General features: G+C 31.2%; 13 protein-coding genes and 1 pseudogene. 2 read left to right on the forward strand and 12 right to left on the reverse strand.

Features of this window, described 5'->3' with window-relative positions; all coding sequences use genetic code 11:
• From HMPREF1871_RS05385 to HMPREF1871_RS05440, 12 genes and pseudogenes are all read right to left on the reverse strand, one after another.
• On the reverse strand, positions 1 to 10,062 hold a 10,062-nt coding region (locus tag HMPREF1871_RS05385), incomplete at its 3' end, for a MiiA motif-containing surface protein (RefSeq protein ID WP_066130927.1).
• A gap of 654 nt (positions 10,063 to 10,716) precedes the next feature.
• The gene (locus HMPREF1871_RS05390) at positions 10,717 to 11,115 is read right to left on the reverse strand and encodes a F0F1 ATP synthase subunit epsilon (RefSeq protein ID WP_066130930.1); all 399 of its coding nucleotides are present in this window, start codon (positions 11,113 to 11,115) and stop codon (positions 10,717 to 10,719) included.
• Positions 11,116 to 11,129: 14 nt separating this feature from the next.
• The gene (atpD, locus tag HMPREF1871_RS05395) at positions 11,130 to 12,545 is read right to left on the reverse strand and encodes a F0F1 ATP synthase subunit beta (RefSeq protein ID WP_066131011.1); all 1,416 of its coding nucleotides are present in this window, start codon (positions 12,543 to 12,545) and stop codon (positions 11,130 to 11,132) included.
• A gap of 44 nt (positions 12,546 to 12,589) precedes the next feature.
• Positions 12,590 to 13,464: pseudogene (atpG, locus tag HMPREF1871_RS05400) on the reverse strand (ATP synthase F1 subunit gamma).
• Positions 13,465 to 13,485: 21 nt separating this feature from the next.
• Entirely contained in the window at positions 13,486 to 14,988 is a 1,503-nt protein-coding gene (gene atpA / locus HMPREF1871_RS05405) for a F0F1 ATP synthase subunit alpha (RefSeq protein ID WP_066130936.1), read from the reverse strand.
• Positions 14,989 to 15,015: 27 nt separating this feature from the next.
• Positions 15,016 to 15,555: an ATP synthase F1 subunit delta gene (gene atpH / locus HMPREF1871_RS05410; protein WP_066130939.1), complete on the reverse strand. Its 540-nt coding sequence runs from the start codon at positions 15,553 to 15,555 to the stop codon at positions 15,016 to 15,018.
• A complete protein-coding gene (gene atpF / locus HMPREF1871_RS05415; RefSeq protein ID WP_066130942.1) occupies positions 15,555 to 16,079 on the reverse strand; it encodes a F0F1 ATP synthase subunit B in 525 nt (174 codons plus the stop codon). The genes atpH and atpF overlap by 1 nt, the downstream gene beginning before the upstream one ends.
• Before the next feature lie 50 nt (positions 16,080 to 16,129).
• Entirely contained in the window at positions 16,130 to 16,342 is a 213-nt protein-coding gene (atpE, locus tag HMPREF1871_RS05420) for a F0F1 ATP synthase subunit C (protein ID WP_066130946.1), read from the reverse strand.
• A 43-nt stretch (positions 16,343 to 16,385) separates the two neighbouring features.
• Entirely contained in the window at positions 16,386 to 17,111 is a 726-nt protein-coding gene (atpB, locus tag HMPREF1871_RS05425) for a F0F1 ATP synthase subunit A (protein WP_066130948.1), read from the reverse strand.
• Between the two features lie 455 nt (positions 17,112 to 17,566).
• Positions 17,567 to 18,196, reverse strand: a complete 630-nt coding sequence (gene upp / locus HMPREF1871_RS05430) for a uracil phosphoribosyltransferase (RefSeq protein ID WP_066130951.1) — start codon at positions 18,194 to 18,196, stop codon at positions 17,567 to 17,569.
• A gap of 189 nt (positions 18,197 to 18,385) precedes the next feature.
• Positions 18,386 to 18,658, reverse strand: a complete 273-nt coding sequence (locus tag HMPREF1871_RS05435; RefSeq protein WP_066130954.1) for a type II toxin-antitoxin system YafQ family toxin — start codon at positions 18,656 to 18,658, stop codon at positions 18,386 to 18,388.
• A complete protein-coding gene (locus HMPREF1871_RS05440; RefSeq protein ID WP_066130957.1) occupies positions 18,645 to 18,911 on the reverse strand; it encodes a hypothetical protein in 267 nt (88 codons plus the stop codon). Before HMPREF1871_RS05440 ends, HMPREF1871_RS05435 begins: the two co-directional genes overlap by 14 nt.
• Before the next feature lie 377 nt (positions 18,912 to 19,288).
• On the opposite strand from HMPREF1871_RS05440, the gene HMPREF1871_RS05445 reads away from it, so the two are divergent.
• Together HMPREF1871_RS05445 and HMPREF1871_RS06125 are read left to right on the forward strand one after the other, a co-directional pair.
• Positions 19,289 to 19,813 carry a hypothetical protein gene (locus tag HMPREF1871_RS05445; protein ID WP_066130960.1) on the forward strand — a complete coding sequence of 175 codons (525 nt, stop codon included), beginning with the start codon at positions 19,289 to 19,291 and terminating at the stop codon, positions 19,811 to 19,813.
• 124 nt (positions 19,814 to 19,937) lie between these two features.
• Positions 19,938 to 20,421, forward strand: a 484-nt coding sequence (locus HMPREF1871_RS06125) for a DUF819 family protein (RefSeq protein ID WP_157058078.1), incomplete at its 3' end; no start/stop codon positions are given.

The following is a 20,421-nucleotide window of genomic DNA, read 5'->3' on the forward strand; positions in this document are numbered from 1 at the left end:
TATCTCTGCTTTTGCTTCGGCTTTTGCTTTAGCAATTTCTGCTAATTTATTTTCTTTTATATTTTTACTAAATTCTTTAGCATCTTGCAGTACTTCATTTATTGTGTTTAAGACTTTGTCATCATTTTCAGCATTTTGAACTTTTTGTTTTGCTTTTTTAACCATTTCATCTATTTTTGCTAATGCTTTTTGTTTTTCTTCTTTTGAATAGATGTTGCTGTCATTTATTTCATCTTTAATTTTTTGAGTTTCTTCTGTGATGAAGTCATCTGCTACTGGTTTTAACTTATCTAATGGATATTCTGGTAATGCTGGTTGTACTAAAGCTTCACTTCCACTTTGACCTACATTAACAGTTTTATCTGCTGGTATTATGTCAGTTGATTTATCTTTGTAAGTTATTACAACTGTTCCATCACCTAAAACTTTAATATCTGCATCTTTTAATTTTCCATCTTCGCCACCATTAGCTTCGATTACTGCTTTTTTAACAGCTTCTTTTTCTATTTCAGTAAGTTTTCCATATTCTGCTACTTTTGTATAAATTGGTGCGTCTACATCTGTTAAATCTGCTATAGTTGGTTTTAGTTTACCATCATCAGCTTTTTTAGTTACAAGTTTTTCACCATCTATAGTTTTTGCAGAACCGTCAGCAAATTCTACTGTTACTGTTCCATTGTTTTGAACTGTTATATTAGCTGAATCTAACTTACCTGCATTTTTAGCTTTTAAGTTTTCTTTAACTTTTTCTTTTTCAGCTGTGCTTAATCTATTTGGATTTATAACTTCAGTTTTCACATCAGGAACTAATATTTCTACAGTTTCTGCTAAAGTTTTTCCTTTTGCTTTTTGTTCAACTAATTTTTCTCCTGCCACTATGTTTTCACTACCATCTTTGTAAGTAAGAGTTGCAGTTCCATTAGAAGATACTTCTACTTTAGTAGCATTAGGATTTACTTTTGTTACTTCTTCTTTTACTTTTGCTATTTCTTCTGCTGTAAGTTTTGTTGTATCTGCAACTTGTACTTTTACAGCTGGAACTTTTGCAGGATTTTTAACAGCTTCGCTCTCTTTTGGAGTTTTTCCTGCTTTTTGAACCACAGTGTCTTCTGGTTTGATAGTATTTCCACTTCCATCTGGATATGTAATCTCAACTGTTCCGTCAGTACCTACTACTATATCTTTAGCTTTAGGGTTAGTGTTTTTAACATTTTCTTTTACCTTAGCTTTTTCATCATCTGTAAGTTTTTTACTATCTTCAACTTCCACTTTAGCATTTGGTTTAACAGCTGGATTTTGTTTAGCATCTGTTAGTTTTTCTTTTGCTTTTTCTACTAAATCAGTATTTTTGATTGTATCACTACTTCCATCTTTGTATGTGATTGTTGCAGTTCCGTCTTTAGCTACTTCCACAGTAGTATTTGCTGGGAAAGTATCTTTATTTGCTTCTAGTATTTTTTCTTTAACTTTTGCAATTTCTTTATCATCAAGTGATGAAGGATTTGCAACTTTCACTTTTTCAGCTGGGACTTTTGGAGTCATTTCTTCTGCTATTGTTTTAACATAAGGTGATGGACCATCTACAAGATCACTACCTGAAATTGTTTTAGTAGTTTTATCTGGATAAGATATTATAACTGTACCGTCACCTTGAACTTCTAATTTAGTTCCTTTAGGGAATTTATCTTTATTGCTAACCCCTTTAGTGTCAGTTGCATTTTCTAAAGCTTCTTTCACTTTTTCTTTTTCATCAGCTTTCAAGTTAGTTTTGTTTTCCACTTGAACTTTCACTTTTGGTAAAGCAACATCATATTTAGTAATATCACGCTCTTTTACAAGTCTTTCTCCAGGCAGCTCACCTACTACTTTACCATCTTTGCTAACTGTCACAGTACCTGCTTTCTTATCTTGTCCTGTAACTGCTACAATAGTATAAGTATATCCATCTTTTTCTTTAAGGTCGCTATTTGCCAACTTAACTTTTTCTAGTACTTTGGCTTGTTCTACTTGATTTAGATTATTTATGTCGTTAACTTCTACTTTTTCACTTGGTAAGTGTAAGCCGAATTTCAACTTAGCGTCTTGTTCTACTTTGACATTTATAACTCTAGTTTGATTATCGTCATAAGTAAGTGTTACATCTACACTAGATTCATCTCCTGATACTTTTATAGTTTTATCTACAATGCTTGGAGTTGCTCCGTCTAGTTTGTTTGTACCACGAACTGCGTCAAGAATAGTTTTTTCATCTTCTGGCGATAATTTTTCTTTATCTTTGTCTTTTCCTTTGATGATTACTGGTTTTTCAAATGTAAATTCTTCTGCCTCATTTACTGTCACTGTCACTTCTTGCTCTGTAACGTTATTAAATTTATCAAAAGCTTTTACTTTGAATTTAACTGTAGTAGCTTCTTTTGGCACTCTTGTCAAGTTATTTGCTAATTTAACTTTGTTTGTAGCTTTGTCAAACTCTAACCAGCTTGGCAAGTTTTCTACCACATATGGTTCATTATCTCTTAACGCTGACCCTGCGTCAGTAGCTTTGATTTCGATAGGTTTGAATGTTTCATATTTTTTAACACTTGCGTCACCTAATCCTTCAAATACTGGACCTGTGCTATCTCCTACTACTTTTACTTTTATAACTTTTGTAGATTGGTCATCGTATGTTAAAGTTACTTCCACATATTTGCTTCCGTCAGCATCTTCTTTGATTTTTTCTCCGTCTGCTATACTTGCTACCCCTCCGCCAGTTTGGGCATTAGTTAATGTAGCTATAATTAAATCTGCATTTTCTTTTGTCAAGACAGTATCTTTAGCGTCAGAACCTGAGATTGTTGCTTTTAAAGGAGGTAAAAGTTCTGTTTTACTTAATTGTTTTGTTACTTCTGTTGTGTAATCACTTGTACCTTTAGAGGCTTTTACTTTTACAGTAGTATTATTTTTAGTAATTTCATCTGGAATGATGATTTTACCATTTTCTTCTTTAAAGCCTTCTGGTAGGTTCCATTTACCTTGATCTTTTTTCGCTTCTACAAGTTTTTCTTGATCTGAATCTTTTGGAGTGTATCCCACAACTACTTTATCGCTATCTGCTGATGGGGTAATTGTTATATCTCCATTTTTAAGTGCAGCCACTGCAGGTTCAGATGGTTTAGTGTCAACTACGTTGAATTTAACTTTAACCTCTTTTTCACTTCCGTCTGGGAAAGTTACAGTTATTGTTTTTTCAACTTCTCCAACTTGGTCAAATTTAGGATTTGCTTTTTCGTCTTTCCATGAGTATTTTGTTTGCTTTGGTAAATCTTTTGCATTTTTAACATAAGATTTAGCATCATTTGACTGTTCACCTTGTACTTTTTTGATTTTACTTCCGTCACTTGTTAATGTTTCTGGAGAGTATTTATCACTTTGTGATTTAACCGTGATAACTATTTCTTTAGTAGTCGTATTACCCACTTTGTCTTTTGCTATTACTTTTACAGTTGTTGTTGTTGCAGTTGTTGGTACTTCTGTAGTTCCATTTGCAAATTTTATAGTTTTACCAGTTTCATCATATTGTAACCAATTTGGTAAATCTTTCACTTCAATAGGTTTGTCTGCTAAGTTACTGTCAGTAGCATTAACTTTTATTTCTGTGAATCCTTCTTTTTTATAAACTGTTTGATTATCATTTGATAATTCTACTTGTGGTGCTGTGCTATCTCCTACTACTGGTACTTTTATAACTTTTGTAGATTTATCTTTAAATTCTAATTTTACTTCTACATATTTTTTACCAGCTTCTTCTTTGATTTTAGCATCTTGCTCTATACTTGCGTTTGCTTCACCTTTTTGGTCGCTAGTTAAACTGTCTAGTATAAGTTTTCTATTATTTTCTGTTACATCTGTATCTTTGTTATCACTTCCTGCTATAGTAACTGGAGTTTTAACTTCTTGTAATTCTTTAGCAGTTATAGTAGTAGATTTTTCTGTTGTATAACCACTTGTTCCATTAGACGCTTTTACTTTTACAGCAGTATTATTTTTAGTAACTGTATCAGGTATTGTTATTTCTCCACTATCATTTTGACTAAATTCAGCTGGAATTTTCCATTTACCATCAGTATCTTTTTCTATTTCTACAGTTTTTTCTGCATTTTCATTAGTAGGTGTGTAAGTAACTGATATTTTATCTGTGTTTGGAGCTGGTTTAATTGTAACATCTCCATTATCTTTTGCAGTTACTGTCGGTACGTCTGGTTTTTTGTCAATTACATTGAATTTAACTTTCACCGTTGTTTTGCTTCCGTCTGGATAAGTTATTTCAATTTCTTTTTCTTGGTCTTTTCCTACTGTATTAAGAGTTAATGTATCTGCATTACCATCTTTCCATTTGAAAGTAGTTCCATTTGGTAATTTATTATTTTCTTTTATAAAGTTTTTAGGATTACCTGCTATATCTCCGACAGTTTTTGTTACTACACTCTTAGTATCTTTAGTGATTGACTCTGGACTATATTTTTCAGATTGTGATTTAACTGTGATAGTTATATCTTTAGTAGCAATATTTCCTGCTTTATCTTTTATAGTTACAGTTATTTTTTTAGTTGTTGCGTCTGTTGGTACTTCTGTAGTTCCATTTGCAAATTTTATAGTTTTAGTTGCTTTGTCATATTGTAACCAATTTGGTAAATCTTTCACTTCAATAGGTTCATCTGCTAAATTATCGTCAGCAGGTGTTAAAGTAATTTCTCCAAAGCCTTCTTTTTTATAAACTGTAGGATTATCTCCTGCTACTGTAATTGTTGGATTTGTAACATCTCCTAAAACTTCTATTTCTAGTGATTTTTCTACTCCGTCTTTAGATACTTTTACAGTTACATAATTTTTTCCTTGTTTATTAGTGACTTTAGAATAAGTTACAGTTGCTCCGTCTGGTATTCCTTTAACTTTTGCTTTAACTTTTTCTTGATTTTCTGCTTTAATATCAGAATTATTAGTTAAAGTTTCATTTAAATAAACTGGTTTATCATCTTGTTTTGTAAGGTTTATATCAGCTACTACGTTGAATTTAACTTTAACCGTTTCTTTGCTTCCGTCTGGATAAATTACAACTACCTCTTTTTCTTTATCATTTCCTACTTCATTTAATGTTATTTCATCTTTTTCTGTGTTATTTTCTTTCCATTTGAAAGTAGTTCCTTGTGGTAACTGAGTATTTTTATCAGTATTTTCTACATAGTCTTTTGGTGAATTTACTTTTTCTCCTACTACTTTTCTTGTTGGAGTGTCTGATTTAGCTTTTGGTTTGTATTTATCAGCTTGTGATTTAACTGTGATATTTACATCTTTTGTTTGTTCATTTCCTACTTTATCAACTACTTTAATAGTTACTTTCGTTGTTGTAGCTGTTTTTGGTACAGTATTTCCATTTTTAAGTTTGATAGTTTTAGTAGCTTTATCATAAGTCAACCAACTATTATTATCTAATCCTTCTACTGTTATGTAATCTTTAGTAGTATCAAGATTTTCATCTGTCGCAGTAATTTTCATTTCTTTGAACTCTTCTGTTTTGTAAATATCTTGATTTTCATTAGTTACTTGTACAGTTGGTTTTGTAGTGTCTGATTTAATTGGTATATCTATAGTTTGACTTACATTATCTTTTACTACAGTTACAGTTACAACTTTTTTCCCTTTATCTGTTTTTACTGGGCTTATGCTTGTTACTGCGTCTTTTGGCATATCTTTAATTTTGTCAAGTATAGATTTTTTATCAGTTTCTTTTTCTACTTTTGTTCCATCATTGTCGCTAACACCTACTAAAGCTGGGGTAGAATCTTTAGTTTCTAATTTGAATTTACCATTCAAATTATTTTCTGCATTAATTAAGTCTGCTAATGCTTGTTCCACCTTGTCTTGAGTAGCATTATTATCATTTGCTATTTTTTCAGCTTCTTTTAATTTGCTTTCAAAATCTGTTTTTTGTTTTGTTTCAGAATTTTTATAAATATCTTTTTCTTTTAATTCTTTAGCTTTTTTTATTTCTTTATTTAAAGCTTCTTTATTTATATCAATTTTTACTTTTGGTTTACTTGGATTTAATTTATTAATTGCTTCTTCTAAATCCTTAGTCAACTGTTCAACTGTGCTAGAATCAGCATCAACTCCTGTTTCTTTTTCAGATACTTTTTTCGCTTCTGCTAATGCTTTTTCATAATTTGTTTTATCTTGTTGTTTTGCATTATTTAATCTGTCTTTCACATCTTGTTCTACTGTTTTTGCTACAAGTTTTTGTAAAGTGTCCATTTTGCTATCAAGGTCATTTGCTTTACTTACTTCATTATTTATGTCAGTGTCACTTATCAAGTTATCTATATTATCTTTTAATGATTCTTTTTGTTTTTTGTTTAGATGTGATAGTTTGTCAATTTCTTCTTTTGCTTGTTTTTGTTTTGCTTTGGCTTGTGCCATTTCGACTATAGAGTCCATTTGCCCTTTTGTTGTGGCTTGGTTTATCTGATTTTTATAGTCTTCTTTTTCTGTTTTATCTAAGCCTTGTGTATTTTCTATTTTTTGTTTATATTCTTCTTTTAGTTTGTCGGCTTCTTCTTTTTCTTTTTTGGCTTTTTCTTCTGCTGCTTTTTTAAGGTGTTCTTCTGCTTTTTTGTCTATCTCGTCAGTTGAACCTGCGTTATTTATATCTTGTTCAGCTTGTTGTTTTTCTTTTTCAGTTAAGCCAGAATTATTGATATCGTTTATTGCTTTTGATTTTGCATTTTGTTTATCTTTTTCTTGTGCTTTTTTTACTTCATCATCTATTGCTGTTTGGTCTTTAGCTTTATCAATATTTTCGTTAAATTGTTTTCTTTCTTCTGGACTCAAATGTTTTAGTTTACCGATATCTTCTTTTGCTTTGTTTTTGGCTTGGTCTAATTTAAGTTTATTTTGTTTGTCTAGCTCTTGTGCTTTTTTGATTTCTTTTTCTACTTCTTCTTTTGTTTTTGCTTTATCGACTGAGCCTTTATTATCTTCTGTGAATTGTTTTTTCTCTTCGTTAGACAAGTTTTGAAGTTTATTTATTATTTCTTTTGCTTTTTTCTTAGCTTCGTCTAATGCTTTTTTATCTACATTAGCTTTGTCTTGTGCTTTTGCTTTTTCTACAATTTCATTGATTTTGTTTTCATCTTGAGCACTGTCTACTTGTGTATTAAAATTATTTGTTTCGTTAGTTCCTAAATTTTTAAGTCCTTTTATTATTTCTTTTGCTTGTTTCTTAGCTTCGTCTAAAAGTTTTTTCTTGTCTTTTGCTTCTTTTGCTTTAGAATCTTCTTCTCGTGCTTTATCTACTACTTTTTTAACTTCTTCAGGAGTAGTTTTTTGTTTTAATTCTTCTTTAAGTTTTTCTTTTTCTTTATTGTCTAGGTCTTTAAGATTTCCTATTTCTTTTTCTGCTTCTTGCTTAGCTTTATCAAGGTCTTGTTTTTCTTTTCCTTCTTTTGATTTTTGTTCTGCTTCTTTTATAATTTCATCTACTTTATCTTGAGTTAGTGTGTCTTTTTTATCTTCTAATTGTTTTTTAAGTTTTTTAGCATCATCTTCAGACAAACCTTTTTTCTTAAGATCTTCTATTATTTGTTCAGCTTGTTGTTTTGCTTTTTCTTTGTCAAATGGGTTGTCTATGTAGAAAAGGTCATTTTTAGATATTTGGAATTTTAAGTCCTCTCCACCGTATTTCCCTGCACTTCTGAATTCCAAATTTTCTGAAGCCTGTTGTATGATTTTTTCTACACCCATATCGCCAAAATCTTTATGTATTTTTATATTTGAGGTACCAGCAACAGGAGTGTAAATTCTTCCATCTTTATAAATTTCCCAGCCACCTTGATAAGTAACATTTCCCCCCTTGTTGTTTAAAATGACATCTTTTTTAAAGTCTTCAAATTTAGATATTTTGCCACTCCAAGTATAATTGTCGAAAACAAAGCGTCTTGCTGCGTCAGCCCACAATCCCTCTCTGTTTTTTTTAAGATCGTCCCAACTTTTTATTTTTATCGGCGTTAGATAATATTTAAATTGACCATTAGTTTTTAGTTCTGTACCTGGTGAAGTAGAGCTACCACCTTTTTTGTAAAGTAGTCTACTAGCTGATATTTTATTAGTTGTTCCATCAGCGTAATGGAAAGTTGCTTCTCCCTTAGAGTCGAATTCTACTCCTGAATTGTCTAAACCTTTATCTTTTTTCAAGTTTCCATTTTTAAATATATCTGGATTTGCTTTTTTAAGCTCTTCTATTATTTTTCTTTTTTCTTCATCTTTTACATTTTGGTCATCATCTACTGCTGTTCTGTTCCCCGGTACTGGCGTGAATCTTTCATTCATTTTAGGTATTTGATATATTAGTCTGCTTGGGTCTATTGTGTCTGTAGAGTTATCTTTATAAGTTAAAGTTGCTTTACCTTTGCTATCTACTTGTATCCCTTGTTCACCGCCTTGCAGCTGCTCTATAATTGCATGATTTGCTCGTTTATTAATCTCAACTAATACTTGTTTAACTTTTTCCTGTTCTGCTGTAGTTAAACTGTCTTTATTTACTACTCCAGTTGTAACCGAGATTAAAGGTTCATATTTTTCTGATAGTGGGATGTAGCGAGTTACGAGTTTGTTGGCTTCGATTTCGTGTTTAGTACCATCTATATACTTAATAGTTGCCTCACCTTTTTCAGTTACAGTTATAGCACTATCTTTTTTATCTTCCCCACCAATACCTTTTATAAATTCTTTATTATCTTTGTTAGCATCAAAGATAGCTTCTTTTACGGCATTTATTTCGTTTTGTTCTAGCTTAGAAGTATTTTTCACTTCTGTTGTTTGTGGAATTTTTATACCAAATCTGTCTTTATAAGGGACGTGTTTAGTTACTAATCTACTTCCAGCGATTGTTTGCTGACTTAAATCTCTAAAAGTGATAGTTGTGTCGCCATTATCTTTGACTTCTATTTGTTTGTAGCCGTCATATTTACCATCTTCTACTAAGTATTGTTTTTTACTTGCATTTTCTTTTTTATCTAAAATAGCTTGTTTTATTTTTTCTTGAACATCTTTCCCTATTTTATCTGGATTGTCTACTTCCATAATTTCTGGAGTGTCTAGAGGGTATTTTTCTGCGTAGGTAATGTAGTGAGGTGTTGTCACTGTTTGCATGTTGGCAATTCTGATATTACCTAAGACTGAAAATGCTCCCGCTGCAAAGTCTAGAGTGTTTGATTTCAGTGGGAACATTACTTCTGTTTCTACTTCTATAGTTACTTTGCCATCTCCTCTTGGTTCCCAGTCGATATAAATACTTTTAGAGTTGTTTCTTATGCTTTTGGCGAAGTTTCTAGTTCCTCCGTTTTCGTCAAACCAGCCTCCGTCTTGTTCGTCTAGCATTCTATTGAATTGATAGTTAAGACTTCCATTGAAACCTTTTTGGTATTCTTCTGTTCGGTCGTTAAATCTTCCCCAGTCATGTGGATGCCCTTCATTTTGCTTAATAGCATCTTCCATATTTTGGTATCTACTAGCTACAAATCTTGTGTTTGTTGTCCATTGACGCCAGTTTTGAATACTATCAGAGTGACCCTTAGCATTTGTGATTTTTATGTTTGACGGTTCTTTAACATTTTTTGGTAAAGAGAACCAGTAAAATGGTCTACCTGCCCAGTAAGCACCTTTATTACTATTAAATTCATATTTAATATGTACCTTTTTACTCTCTGGTCCATAGTCATTTTGCCCATTATTTTTTGGGAAAGTTACACTTATTTTAACAACGTCTTCTACATTTTTATGTCCATATATAGCAGCGTCACCTATACTAAAATTTAATGGGTTTAGTCCATTATTTGCGTATAGTACTTTCACTCCCCCGTCACCAGTATTTATTTTTTGAGTCACTCCACTTGCGTAGGCGTTTTTTGGGTAGTGAACTCCATTCAAACAGCTTGTTGCCACTAATAGTGACATTAATGCTGGTGTGGTTTTTTTGATATATTTTTTAACTTCAAAATTTCTATTATTTTTTTTGACTTTTACCATAATTCCTCCATAGTATTTTTTGTCTATCATTGTATATAACAGAATAATAAAAAAAGGGACTAATGTCAAGTTTTTTGGCTATATTTCAAATGTTTTCTTTTTTTCACAAGACCCCTTGAAAACTAGATATTATAAACACTATTCGTTTTTTTTTTTTTTGTTTTAGAGTATATTTTTATATACTAATGTTTTAAAATAATGATATTTTTAGTTTTCACATTTTTCTATGAAAAACTAAGGGGGTGGATTTTTATAAATTTTTTCATAATCAATGCTAAAATAGTCTTATTTTTAATTATTTATTTTTTTAGCAAATGAGCTAGAATATAGTTATTATTTTTTTATGAAAAAATGCCTTGTTAAATAATTTTTATTTCCTTTAGTTTTAAAATATAATCAAATGAAATTTTTTTCAAAGCTCTCTTTTCTAACGGCTTACTTTCTGTCGCCTTTCTCTCTCCTTTTTATAGGTTTAATGTTTTTCCTTGTTTTGCGTATTAAAAGTTTTTTAAAAGAGGGTATTTTTTTGATAAAAAATAAACCAAGAAATTATAAAAAATTTCTTGGTTTATTTGTATTTTAAGTAAATCATCTGGTTAAGTGATTTTTTGAGTGATGATTTTCTTAAGGATTATAGTTATTTTTGTGTAGCTTTTATTTTAATTCTGCCACTTTTAAGCGTGTTATTGCTTTTAGCAAGGATATTTCTGCTCTTTTGGTGTCAAGTCCTTGCTCTTTTTTAGCTAGTCTTTCTTCTGCTCTTTGTTTTGATTTTTCTGCTCGAAGTTTGTCTATGTTAGATGCTTCTTCTGCGGTTTGAACCATGATAGATACTTCTTCGCTATGGCATTCGCTAAATCCTTCACTTACTGCAAAATAGTGATTTTTTTCTTTGTTGTCGACTATTTTTAGCACTCCTATTTTTAGAGTTGCGACGGTAGGTTCGTGATTTTTCATTATTCCTATGCTTCCGCTGTGAGTGTTTAGGACTACCATTTTTATGTCTTTTGAGTTATAGATTTCACCGTTAGGGGTAGCTATATTTACTTTCATATCTTACCTCCTATTTATGCGTTTACTCCAAGTTTTTTTGCTTTTTCGATTACGTCTTCTATTCCTCCGACAAGACGGAAGCAGTCTTCTGGTATGTGGTCATATTTTCCGTCAAGAATGTCTTTGAATGCTTTTACAGATTCGCTAACTGGGACATATGATCCTGGTTGACCGGTAAATTGTTCTGCTACGTGGAAGTTTTGTGATAGGAAGAATTGCACCCTTCTTGCTCTTTCTACTACTTTTTTGTCTTCGTCACTTAGCTCGTCCATTCCTAGAATTGCTATAATGTCTTGTAGTTCACGATATTTTTGTAATGTTCTTTGCACTCTTGTTGCTACTTCATAGTGTTCTTCTCCGACTACTTCTCTAGAAAGTGCTCTTGATGTACTTGCTAGTGGGTCAACTGCTGGATAGATACCCATTTCTGTTAGGGATCTTTCTAGGTTGGTTGTTGCATCTAAGTGGGCAAATGTTGTTGCTGGGGCCGGGTCTGTGTAGTCGTCAGCTGGTACATAGATTGCTTGAATAGATGTTACAGAACCTTTTTTAGTTGATGTAATTCTTTCTTGTAGTCTACCCATTTCTGTGGCAAGGGTTGGTTGGTATCCAACGGCTGATGGCATACGTCCTAATAGGGCTGATACCTCACTACCTGCTTGAGTAAATCTAAAGATGTTGTCAATGAATAGTAGCACGTCTTGTCCCGCTTCGTCACGGAAGTGTTCTGCCATTGTAAGTCCTGATAGGGCAACACGCATACGAGCTCCAGGTGGCTCGTTCATTTGTCCAAACACCATGGCTGTTTTGTTGATAACTCCTGAGTCACTCATTTCATAGTATAGGTCATTCCCTTCACGAGTACGTTCTCCTACTCCCGTAAATACTGATATACCACCGTGTTGTTGTGCTACGTTGTTTATTAATTCTTGGATTAGGACGGTTTTCCCAACTCCTGCTCCTCCGAATAGTCCTATTTTTCCTCCTTTAATATATGGAGCTAATAGGTCTATTACTTTTATTCCTGTTTCTAGGACTTCTACTTTTGTAGATAGTTCTTCAAATTTTGGTGCTTCTCTATGAATAGAGTCTTTTCTTACGTCTGCACCTGCTGCTTCTTTGTTGTCTACTGCTTCTCCTAGTACGTTAAATACTCTTCCTAGTGTAAAGTTTCCTACTGGTACTTTTATTGGAGAACCTGTGTCTATTACTTCTGCTCCTCTGCTAAGTCCATCTGTTGATGCCATAGCTATTGTTCTTACTGCGTTATCTCCTATGTGTAGAGATACTTCTAATACTAATTTTTCCTTTTTACCATTGCCTTTGTCTATGTAAACTTCTAGAGCGTTTAATAGGTCTGGCATATGTCCTGCTTCAAATTGCACGTCTACAACAGGACCTGTAACTTGGAGAATATAACCTTTGTTCATTATGTTTTCTTCTACCAATGTAGCTTCTCCTTTCATAATTTATTTTATTGTGCTGCACTTGCTCCAGCGACAATTTCTGTTATTTCTTGGGTAATAGCTGCTTGTCTAGCACGGTTATATTTTATTGATAGGTTATCAATAATTGCTTGAGCGTTGTCTGTTGAGTTTTTCATTGCTGTTTTTCGTGCTGAGTGTTCGCTTGCTTTACTGTCTAATATACTACCAAAAATCATGCTTTCTGCATATTGAGGTAATAAAATATTTAAGACTGTAGCTTTTGATGGTTCAAAGTTATACATTCCTAAAAGTTTATTTTCGCTTTTTGGTGCTGATTGCTGTGGTTTTTCTATTGGTAGTAATTGTGCTTCTGTTACTTCTTGAGATATCATACTTACAAAGTGATTGTAATGTAAGTAGATTTTGTCAACTTTTTCTTCTGTATAGTAGCTTATTATTTTGGTTGTTATTTTTTTTATTTCAGAGAAACTTGGTTCGTCTGGAATATTTTTATAAGACTGTACTACAGGGAAATTATTTTTTCTGAAAAATTCTTTTCCATAGTTTCCTATAGCTACTATTTGATATTCTTCGTTTGTTTTATGTCTTTTTGTTACAGTATTAACAAAGTTTCTAATTATGTTTGCGTTAAAGCCTCCACATAGTCCACTATCACTTGTTATTACTACATATAGTGTTTTTTTAACTTCTCTTTTTTTTAGCATTGGATGTTCTTTTGTACTGTCATTAGAAAATACTGTTTCTATTACTTCTTTTATTTTGCTCATGTATGGAGTAAATTTTACTGCGTTTACTTGAGCTTTCATCAGTTTTGATGTTGATACCATTTCCATAGCTTTAGTGATGTGGCTTGTTTTTTTTGTAGAGGTTATTTTTGTTTTTAATCTCTGAGTGATGCCAACTAATTCACCGCCTTTTCATTTTAAGAGAAAGTTTTTTTGAACGCTTCTATTACTTTGTTCATTAATTCTTCTTTTGGTAAATCTTTTGTTTCTTGTATGTGTTTTATTGCTTCGCATGGGTTTGCGTCAAGATATGCATATAATTCTTTTTCAAATCTATGAATATCTTTTACTGCTACGTCATCTAGATAACCTTTTGTTAGTGCGTAAAGTATCATTACTTGTTTTTCTACTGGTATTGGTGAGTGCAAGTCTTGTTTTAATACTTCTACGGTTCTTTCTCCTCGGTCTAGTTTTGCTTTTGTTGCTGGGTCAAGGTCTGAACCAAATTGGGCAAAGCTTTCTAGTTCTCTATATGATGCTAAGTCAAGTCTTAGAGTTCCTGATACTTTTTTCATTGCTTTTATTTGGGCACTTCCTCCAACCCTTGATACTGAAAGTCCTGCATTTATTGCTGGTCTAACTCCTGAGAAGAATAGGTCTGATTGTAAGAATATTTGTCCGTCTGTTATTGAGATTACGTTTGTTGGTACATATGCACTTATGTCCCCTGCTTGTGTTTCTACAAATGGTAGGGCTGTGATGCTTCCTCCTCCAAAGTCGTCATTTACTCTTGCTGCTCTTTCTAAAAGACGGCTATGCAAGTAAAATACGTCCCCTGGGTAAGCTTCACGTCCTGGTGGTCTTTTTAGTAGTAGTGAAAGTTCACGATATGCTGCTGCCTGTTTTGATAAGTCATCATATACTATTACTACGTCTTTACCATTGAACATGAATTCTTCTGCCATTGCTACTCCTGCATAAGGTGCTATGTATAGAAGTGGTGCTGGTTGTGATGATGAAGCTGTGACTACGATTGTGTATTCTAATGCTCCGTGTTTTTTTAGTGTTTCAACTACACTTCTTACTGTTGATTCTTTTTGTCCTATTGCTACATAGATACAAATCATATTTTGACCTTTTTGTGCTAGGATAGAGTCTATTGCTACTGCAGTTTTCCCTGTTTGTCTATCTCCTATTATAAGCTCACGTTGTCCTCTTCCGATTGGAACAAGTGAGTCTATCGCTTTAATACCTGTTTGGAATGGTTTTGATACTGATTTTCTTCCCATTACTCCGACTGCTGGAGATTCTACGGGACGTCTTTTTTTAGTTTCTATTGCTCCTTTTCCGTCAACTGGTTGACCTAATGGATTTACTACACGTCCTATTAGTTCTTCTCCTACTGGTACGTCCATAACACGACCTGTTCTTACTACTTCGTCGCCTTCTTTGATATTTGTTGTAGGTCCTAAGATTACGACCCCTACATTTGTTTCTTCTAGGTTTTGTGCAAGTCCCATTACTCCTGTTTTGGTAAATTCGACAAGCTCTCCACTCATGATTTCGTTAAGACCATATACACGTGCTATACCGTCTCCAACTTCTATAACTGTTCCGACATCTGTTGACTTTAATTCAAACTGATAATCTTCTATCTGAGATTTAAGTAATGCACTAATTTCTTCAGCTTTTATAGCCATCTATGTCCCTCCTCACTTTTAACTTTACTAAATGTTTAACATTTTTCTTTTTATTTCGTTGATTCTTGTTTTTATGCTGGTGTCTATTATTTTTCCATTGTATGAAATTTTAAGTCCACCTATTAAGCTTTTATCAACTTCGTTTTTGATTTCAACATTTTCTACATTTAGTTTATCTTTTATAGTACCTGATAGTTTTTCTAATTCTTCAGTTGATAAGTTATAGACAGATTCTACTTTAACTAAAGCTTTATTACTGAAGATATTACTTATCTCTTTATATACTTCTACTACTTCAGATATAATATTTATTTTTAGGTTGTTTGCCAAAATTTTTATTACATTTACAACGTGTTTGCTTACACCTTTGAATGCTTTATCTATTATTTGGCATTTTGTTTCTTTTTTTATATTTGGGTTATTCATTAAAGTAATGAAGCTTGCTTCAGTATTGATTGCTTCTAAACACGCTGTTAAATCATTATCAACTAATGATACTTCGTTATGTTCTTTAGCTACATTAAATAGTGTTTTGCCTATTTTATTTGCTAAAACTGTTCTTTTCATTACTTATCCCCTACCTCTTTTATAATTTTTTCTACAAGTTCACTTTGAGATTTTTTGTCAAGTTGTTTTTCGATGATTTTACTTGCTACAAGTACAGAAAGGTCTGTTATTTGTTTTGTTATCTCATCTAGTGCTTTGTTCTTCTCGTCTTCTATATCACGTCTTGCATTTTCTTTTAGTAATTCTACTTCTGTTTTTGCATCGTTTAGGATGTTTTCTTTTTCAAGTTTACTTTGTTTACGTGCATTTTCCATCATTTCTTTGATTGTTGATTGTGCTTTTGCTAGTTTTTCTTGATTTTCTTTTACTAATGCTAGTGATTCTTTTTGATTTTTTTCTGCATCATCTAGTTGAGAATTTACTAATTTTTGACGTTCATCTAGCATATTTATTAGTTTCCCCCAAGCATATTTGTATAATGCCCAAAAGAGAATAATGACTGCTATTATATCAACAGCTATGTTTGCTAGATTAAATCCTTGATGAGAGGAATGTTCTGTAGTTAAAAATAATAGTTCTTTCATATCTAACATTCTCCTATCTTAGTATATTTTTACTTTATTTTTTTTGCATATTATTGGAATATGATTAATAAAGCTACAACTATACCAAGAATAGGTACACCTTCGATAAGTGCGAACATCATGATTGCACTACCTTTTAGTTTTCCTTCCATTTCTGGTTGTCGTGCTGATGCGTCCATATATCTACCAAATAAATAACCATTTCCTATGGCTGCTCCTAATGCTGCAAGTCCTGCTGCTAATCCTGCTCCAATTAATCCCATAATTTATTTTACCTCCTAATTTTTCTTTGTTAAATTATGTTTTTTAGTGTTCGTCTTCTACTTTGTGTGATAAATACACAAACACCATGATTGTAAAGATGTATGCTTGGATGAAACCTACAAATATAGAAAATGCCTTCCATGTTATAAGTCCAACCATACCCAGAACTCCATATACAATCCCTGATAATGTAAGGGTTGATAGTAGTCCTAATAAAATTTCTCCTGCGTATATGTTACCGTAAAGACGCAGAGATAGAGTAAGTATATTAACAAACTCTTCTAATACTTTGAATGGAGAAAGAAGAGCTCCTCCAGAAACGTATGTTCTGAAATAATGTTTACTTCCCTTATGTTTAAATCCATAGTAATGAGTAAATAATATCATCATTCCAGCCATAGTGAATGTAAATGTAGAGTCTGCTGTTACAGAGTTTAGGTACATGACGTTACCATATGTAACTTCTACAATTACCCCAATAATATTGGCAACTGCTATTAGTGAGGCTAAGCTAAGCCCTAACCCCCATAAACTTTTACCATATTTAGTCCAATTTACATTACTTATTGCACTATCTTTTATGATAAAAGCAATCATCTCTGCCATATTTTGGCGTTTGCTATCTGGTCGTAGTTTTATCCTACTAGTTAAATATTTAACTATAATAAATGTTAGGATACACGTTATAATAGTTGTTATTGCACTAGGGATATTTAAAGTAATTCCTGTCCCAAATAGCTCTGTGATGAGATATGTTTGTTCATGCATTTAATCTCTCACCTCTTTTCAGATTATTTTTAGTATAATATACTGTAGTAATATAGCAAATATACAAACTTATTATATTATTTTTAAATTTCGTTTTCAAGTTGTTTTCAAATAAAATTTATTATTATTTTTAAAAAAATTTATATCTGCCTTAATATTGTTATAATATCTTATTCTTATAAAATTTTTTTTATGATTAAAGTTGATATTTATTTTTACTTGTTACTGTTTTTTTATTTCTCTTTGTAGTTATTTTTTATATAATATTTTTTCATTTTATTTTATCAAAAAATTTTTTTATATATTTATTTGCTTTAAGTAGAGTAATTTTAAATTTTTTCTTTAATTTTAAATTTTTTTAAACTTTTTTCACTGAAAATCAGCTATGTTTAGATAAAGGTATTTTCTGAAAAAAAATTTCTTTTCCTTTTTTCTAGATATAATTAAAATTTTTGCTATTTTGTTCCAAAAATTCTATCTCCTGCGTCACCTAATCCCGGTACTATGTATCCGTGATCGTTTAGGTGGCTGTCTAATCCTGCTATAAATATTTCTACATCTGGATGTTCTTTGCGAAGTTTTTCAACTCCTTCAGGAGCAGCTATTAGGCACATAAATTTTATTTCTTTTACTCCTCTAAGTTTTAGAGAATTTATTGCTGCTATAGCACTTCCTCCTGTTGCAAGCATAGGGTCTACTACTATGCACTGACGTTTATCACAATCTTTTGGTAATTTTACAAAATATTCATGAGGAATAAGCGTTTCTGGATCACGATAAAGTCCTACATGCCCCACTCTTGCCGACGGTATTAGTGAAAGTAGTCCTTCTACCATTCCAAGTCCTGCTCTTAGGATAGGAACAAAGAATACTTTTTTACCTGCCAATCTTTTGCAAGTAGTTTTTTCAACTGGTGTTTCTACTTCTACTTCTTCTAATGGTAAATCTCTTGTTATTTCATATCCCATTAACATTCCTACTTCATTGGTAAGCTGTCTGAAATCTTTTGAACTCGTTTTTTTGTCACGAATAAATGACAATTTATGTTGAATTAGTGGATGATTGAATACGTGTACTTTTTCCATTGTTTTCTCCTTTTTTTTTCTAATAATATTTTACTTTATATTAGATTAATTAACAAGTTCTTTTAAAAATTCTCACCTTTAGTGAAGAGGGAGATTTTTTCTTGTACAACCAAAAAAAAGCTAGGATATTAAAAGCAAAAATTATTTTTTGTTTTTTTATATCCTAACTTTAAAAATTTATTTATCTTTTTAAAATAAATCGCTATGACTGCCTGTTCTAGTTAAATATAATATTAACTCCTCGTCTGAAATTTCATAAATCAAGAGCCAATCAGGAGTAATATGACACTCTCTACAGCCTTTAAAATTGCCAAGCAAACTATGGTCTTTATACTTATAAGGTAGTTTTTCTCCTCCAGCTAAAATCACTAGAACTGTTTTTAATAATGATAAATCATAGCCTCTTTTTTTTATTTTTTTTAAATCTTTTTGAAATTTTACAGTCGGTCTAATCTTGTACATATAATACGTCCTTCATCATTTCATCGACACTATCATAAGTTTTCCCAATTGATGAATCTTTTTTCATGTTTTTAACTTCCTTAATAGCCTCTATAGTTTCTATATTGGGAGTTTCATATTCAATTACATATTTCATATATCTGATAATATTTCCTTTTACATTTTCATGATTTTTTACTACTATGCTTTTATAAGCATCATATGTTTTTCTATCCATAGAAAATGAACAAGTAACTGTTTTTTTGTTATCCATATTCTTCGCTCCTTATCTTCCAAGAAAAAATTACTTAGTAACATTACTTAGTAATTAAATTGTAATTTAAATATATAAATTTGTCAAATTTATAAAAATCTCAATTAACAAGTTCTTTTAAAAATTCTCACCTTTAGTGAAGAGGGAGATTTTTGCAGTTTTAATTATAGTTTTATTAATTCAAATTTTAATCGTTTTACTTTTTATTAGAAAAGTTTTGAAATAGTTTCCTGCTAGATAAGATAAAATGGACATTGAGAAGAAAATTTTTAATTAAACAGTTATTTTAAAGATATTTTTGCGTTATAGTAGAAAATTTTAATTTTTTTTAGTATGATTAGTGTAAATATTCAATGACTAATTATGAGGAGAAGAAAATGTTTAATATTAGAGAAAAAAATAAAATTCTTTTTTATTTTTCTATTTACTTATTTTTTTATTTTTACAATGCTTTAGCTAACCCTTTTGCTTCTGCTAATATTTTACAAATTATTTTTATTTTTGCCTTTTTAGCTGTAAGTTATTTTGTTATTTATACTTTGAGAAGTTCTAATTATTATAAAATTTCTACCATTAACAATGTCCAAAGTTCTATTTTTTTAATTTTGGTCTTACTTATAGTTTTTTCTCCAGCAAGTCTTTTTGGGGAGTATAATTTTACTGTTCCTAGACTGATAGCAATACTGATAATAATAGTTTGGTTTTTTATTACTTCTAATTTTGCTAAAAAGGCAAATATTAGTTTGTTTTTACCTATAGTTCTTTTTATTCCTACTTTAGTTCAAGCTATTTTAATGAGTATTCCTTTAACTTTAAAACTTTATTTAGTTTTTCCTTATTTAACTGAAGTTCTTACTTTAATAGGTTTTATTATTTATAGAAGTTATTTTTTTAAAAAATAATATTTGATAAATTGGCACTGAGATTATTTTTCTTAGTGCCTTTAAAATTTTTTATTTTTTCCCACCATTTTTTTAAAAATATAGTATAATTATCTAATAATTATAAATTTTAGGAGGATTTCTTATGATTAGCCAGGATAATACTTGGGTTTTGTGGGCTATAATTTTGCTTATAGCTGCTATTAGCATTTATTTAGAAGATAAATTTACATGGGCTCAAAAAATAAGCGGAGCTATTATCGCCCTTGTTTTAGCTGCTCTTCTTAGTAATTTGAATGTTATTCCTTATGAGTCAGAAGTTTATGATTCTATTTGGGGATATGTTGTCCCTCTTTCTATTCCTATTTTACTTTTTCATTGTGATATTAAGCAAATTTGGAGAGAAAGTGGAAGAATGACCATTATATTTTTGATTAGTTCTTTAGGTACTATGATTGGGGCTGCTGTCGGTTATGTTTTACTTCGTAACCATATTCCAGTTTTAAACCATATTGCAGGTATGATGAGTGCTTCTTATATTGGGGGAGGAGTTAATTTTGTAGCTGTTGCTTCATCTTTTAACATTCCATCAGAGCTGATTTCTGCTGCTACTGTAAGTGATAATTTAC

Origin of the sequence: Gemelliphila asaccharolytica, assembly GCF_001553005.1 — a bacterium.
Lineage (GTDB): Bacteria > Bacillota > Bacilli > Staphylococcales > Gemellaceae > Gemelliphila > Gemelliphila asaccharolytica.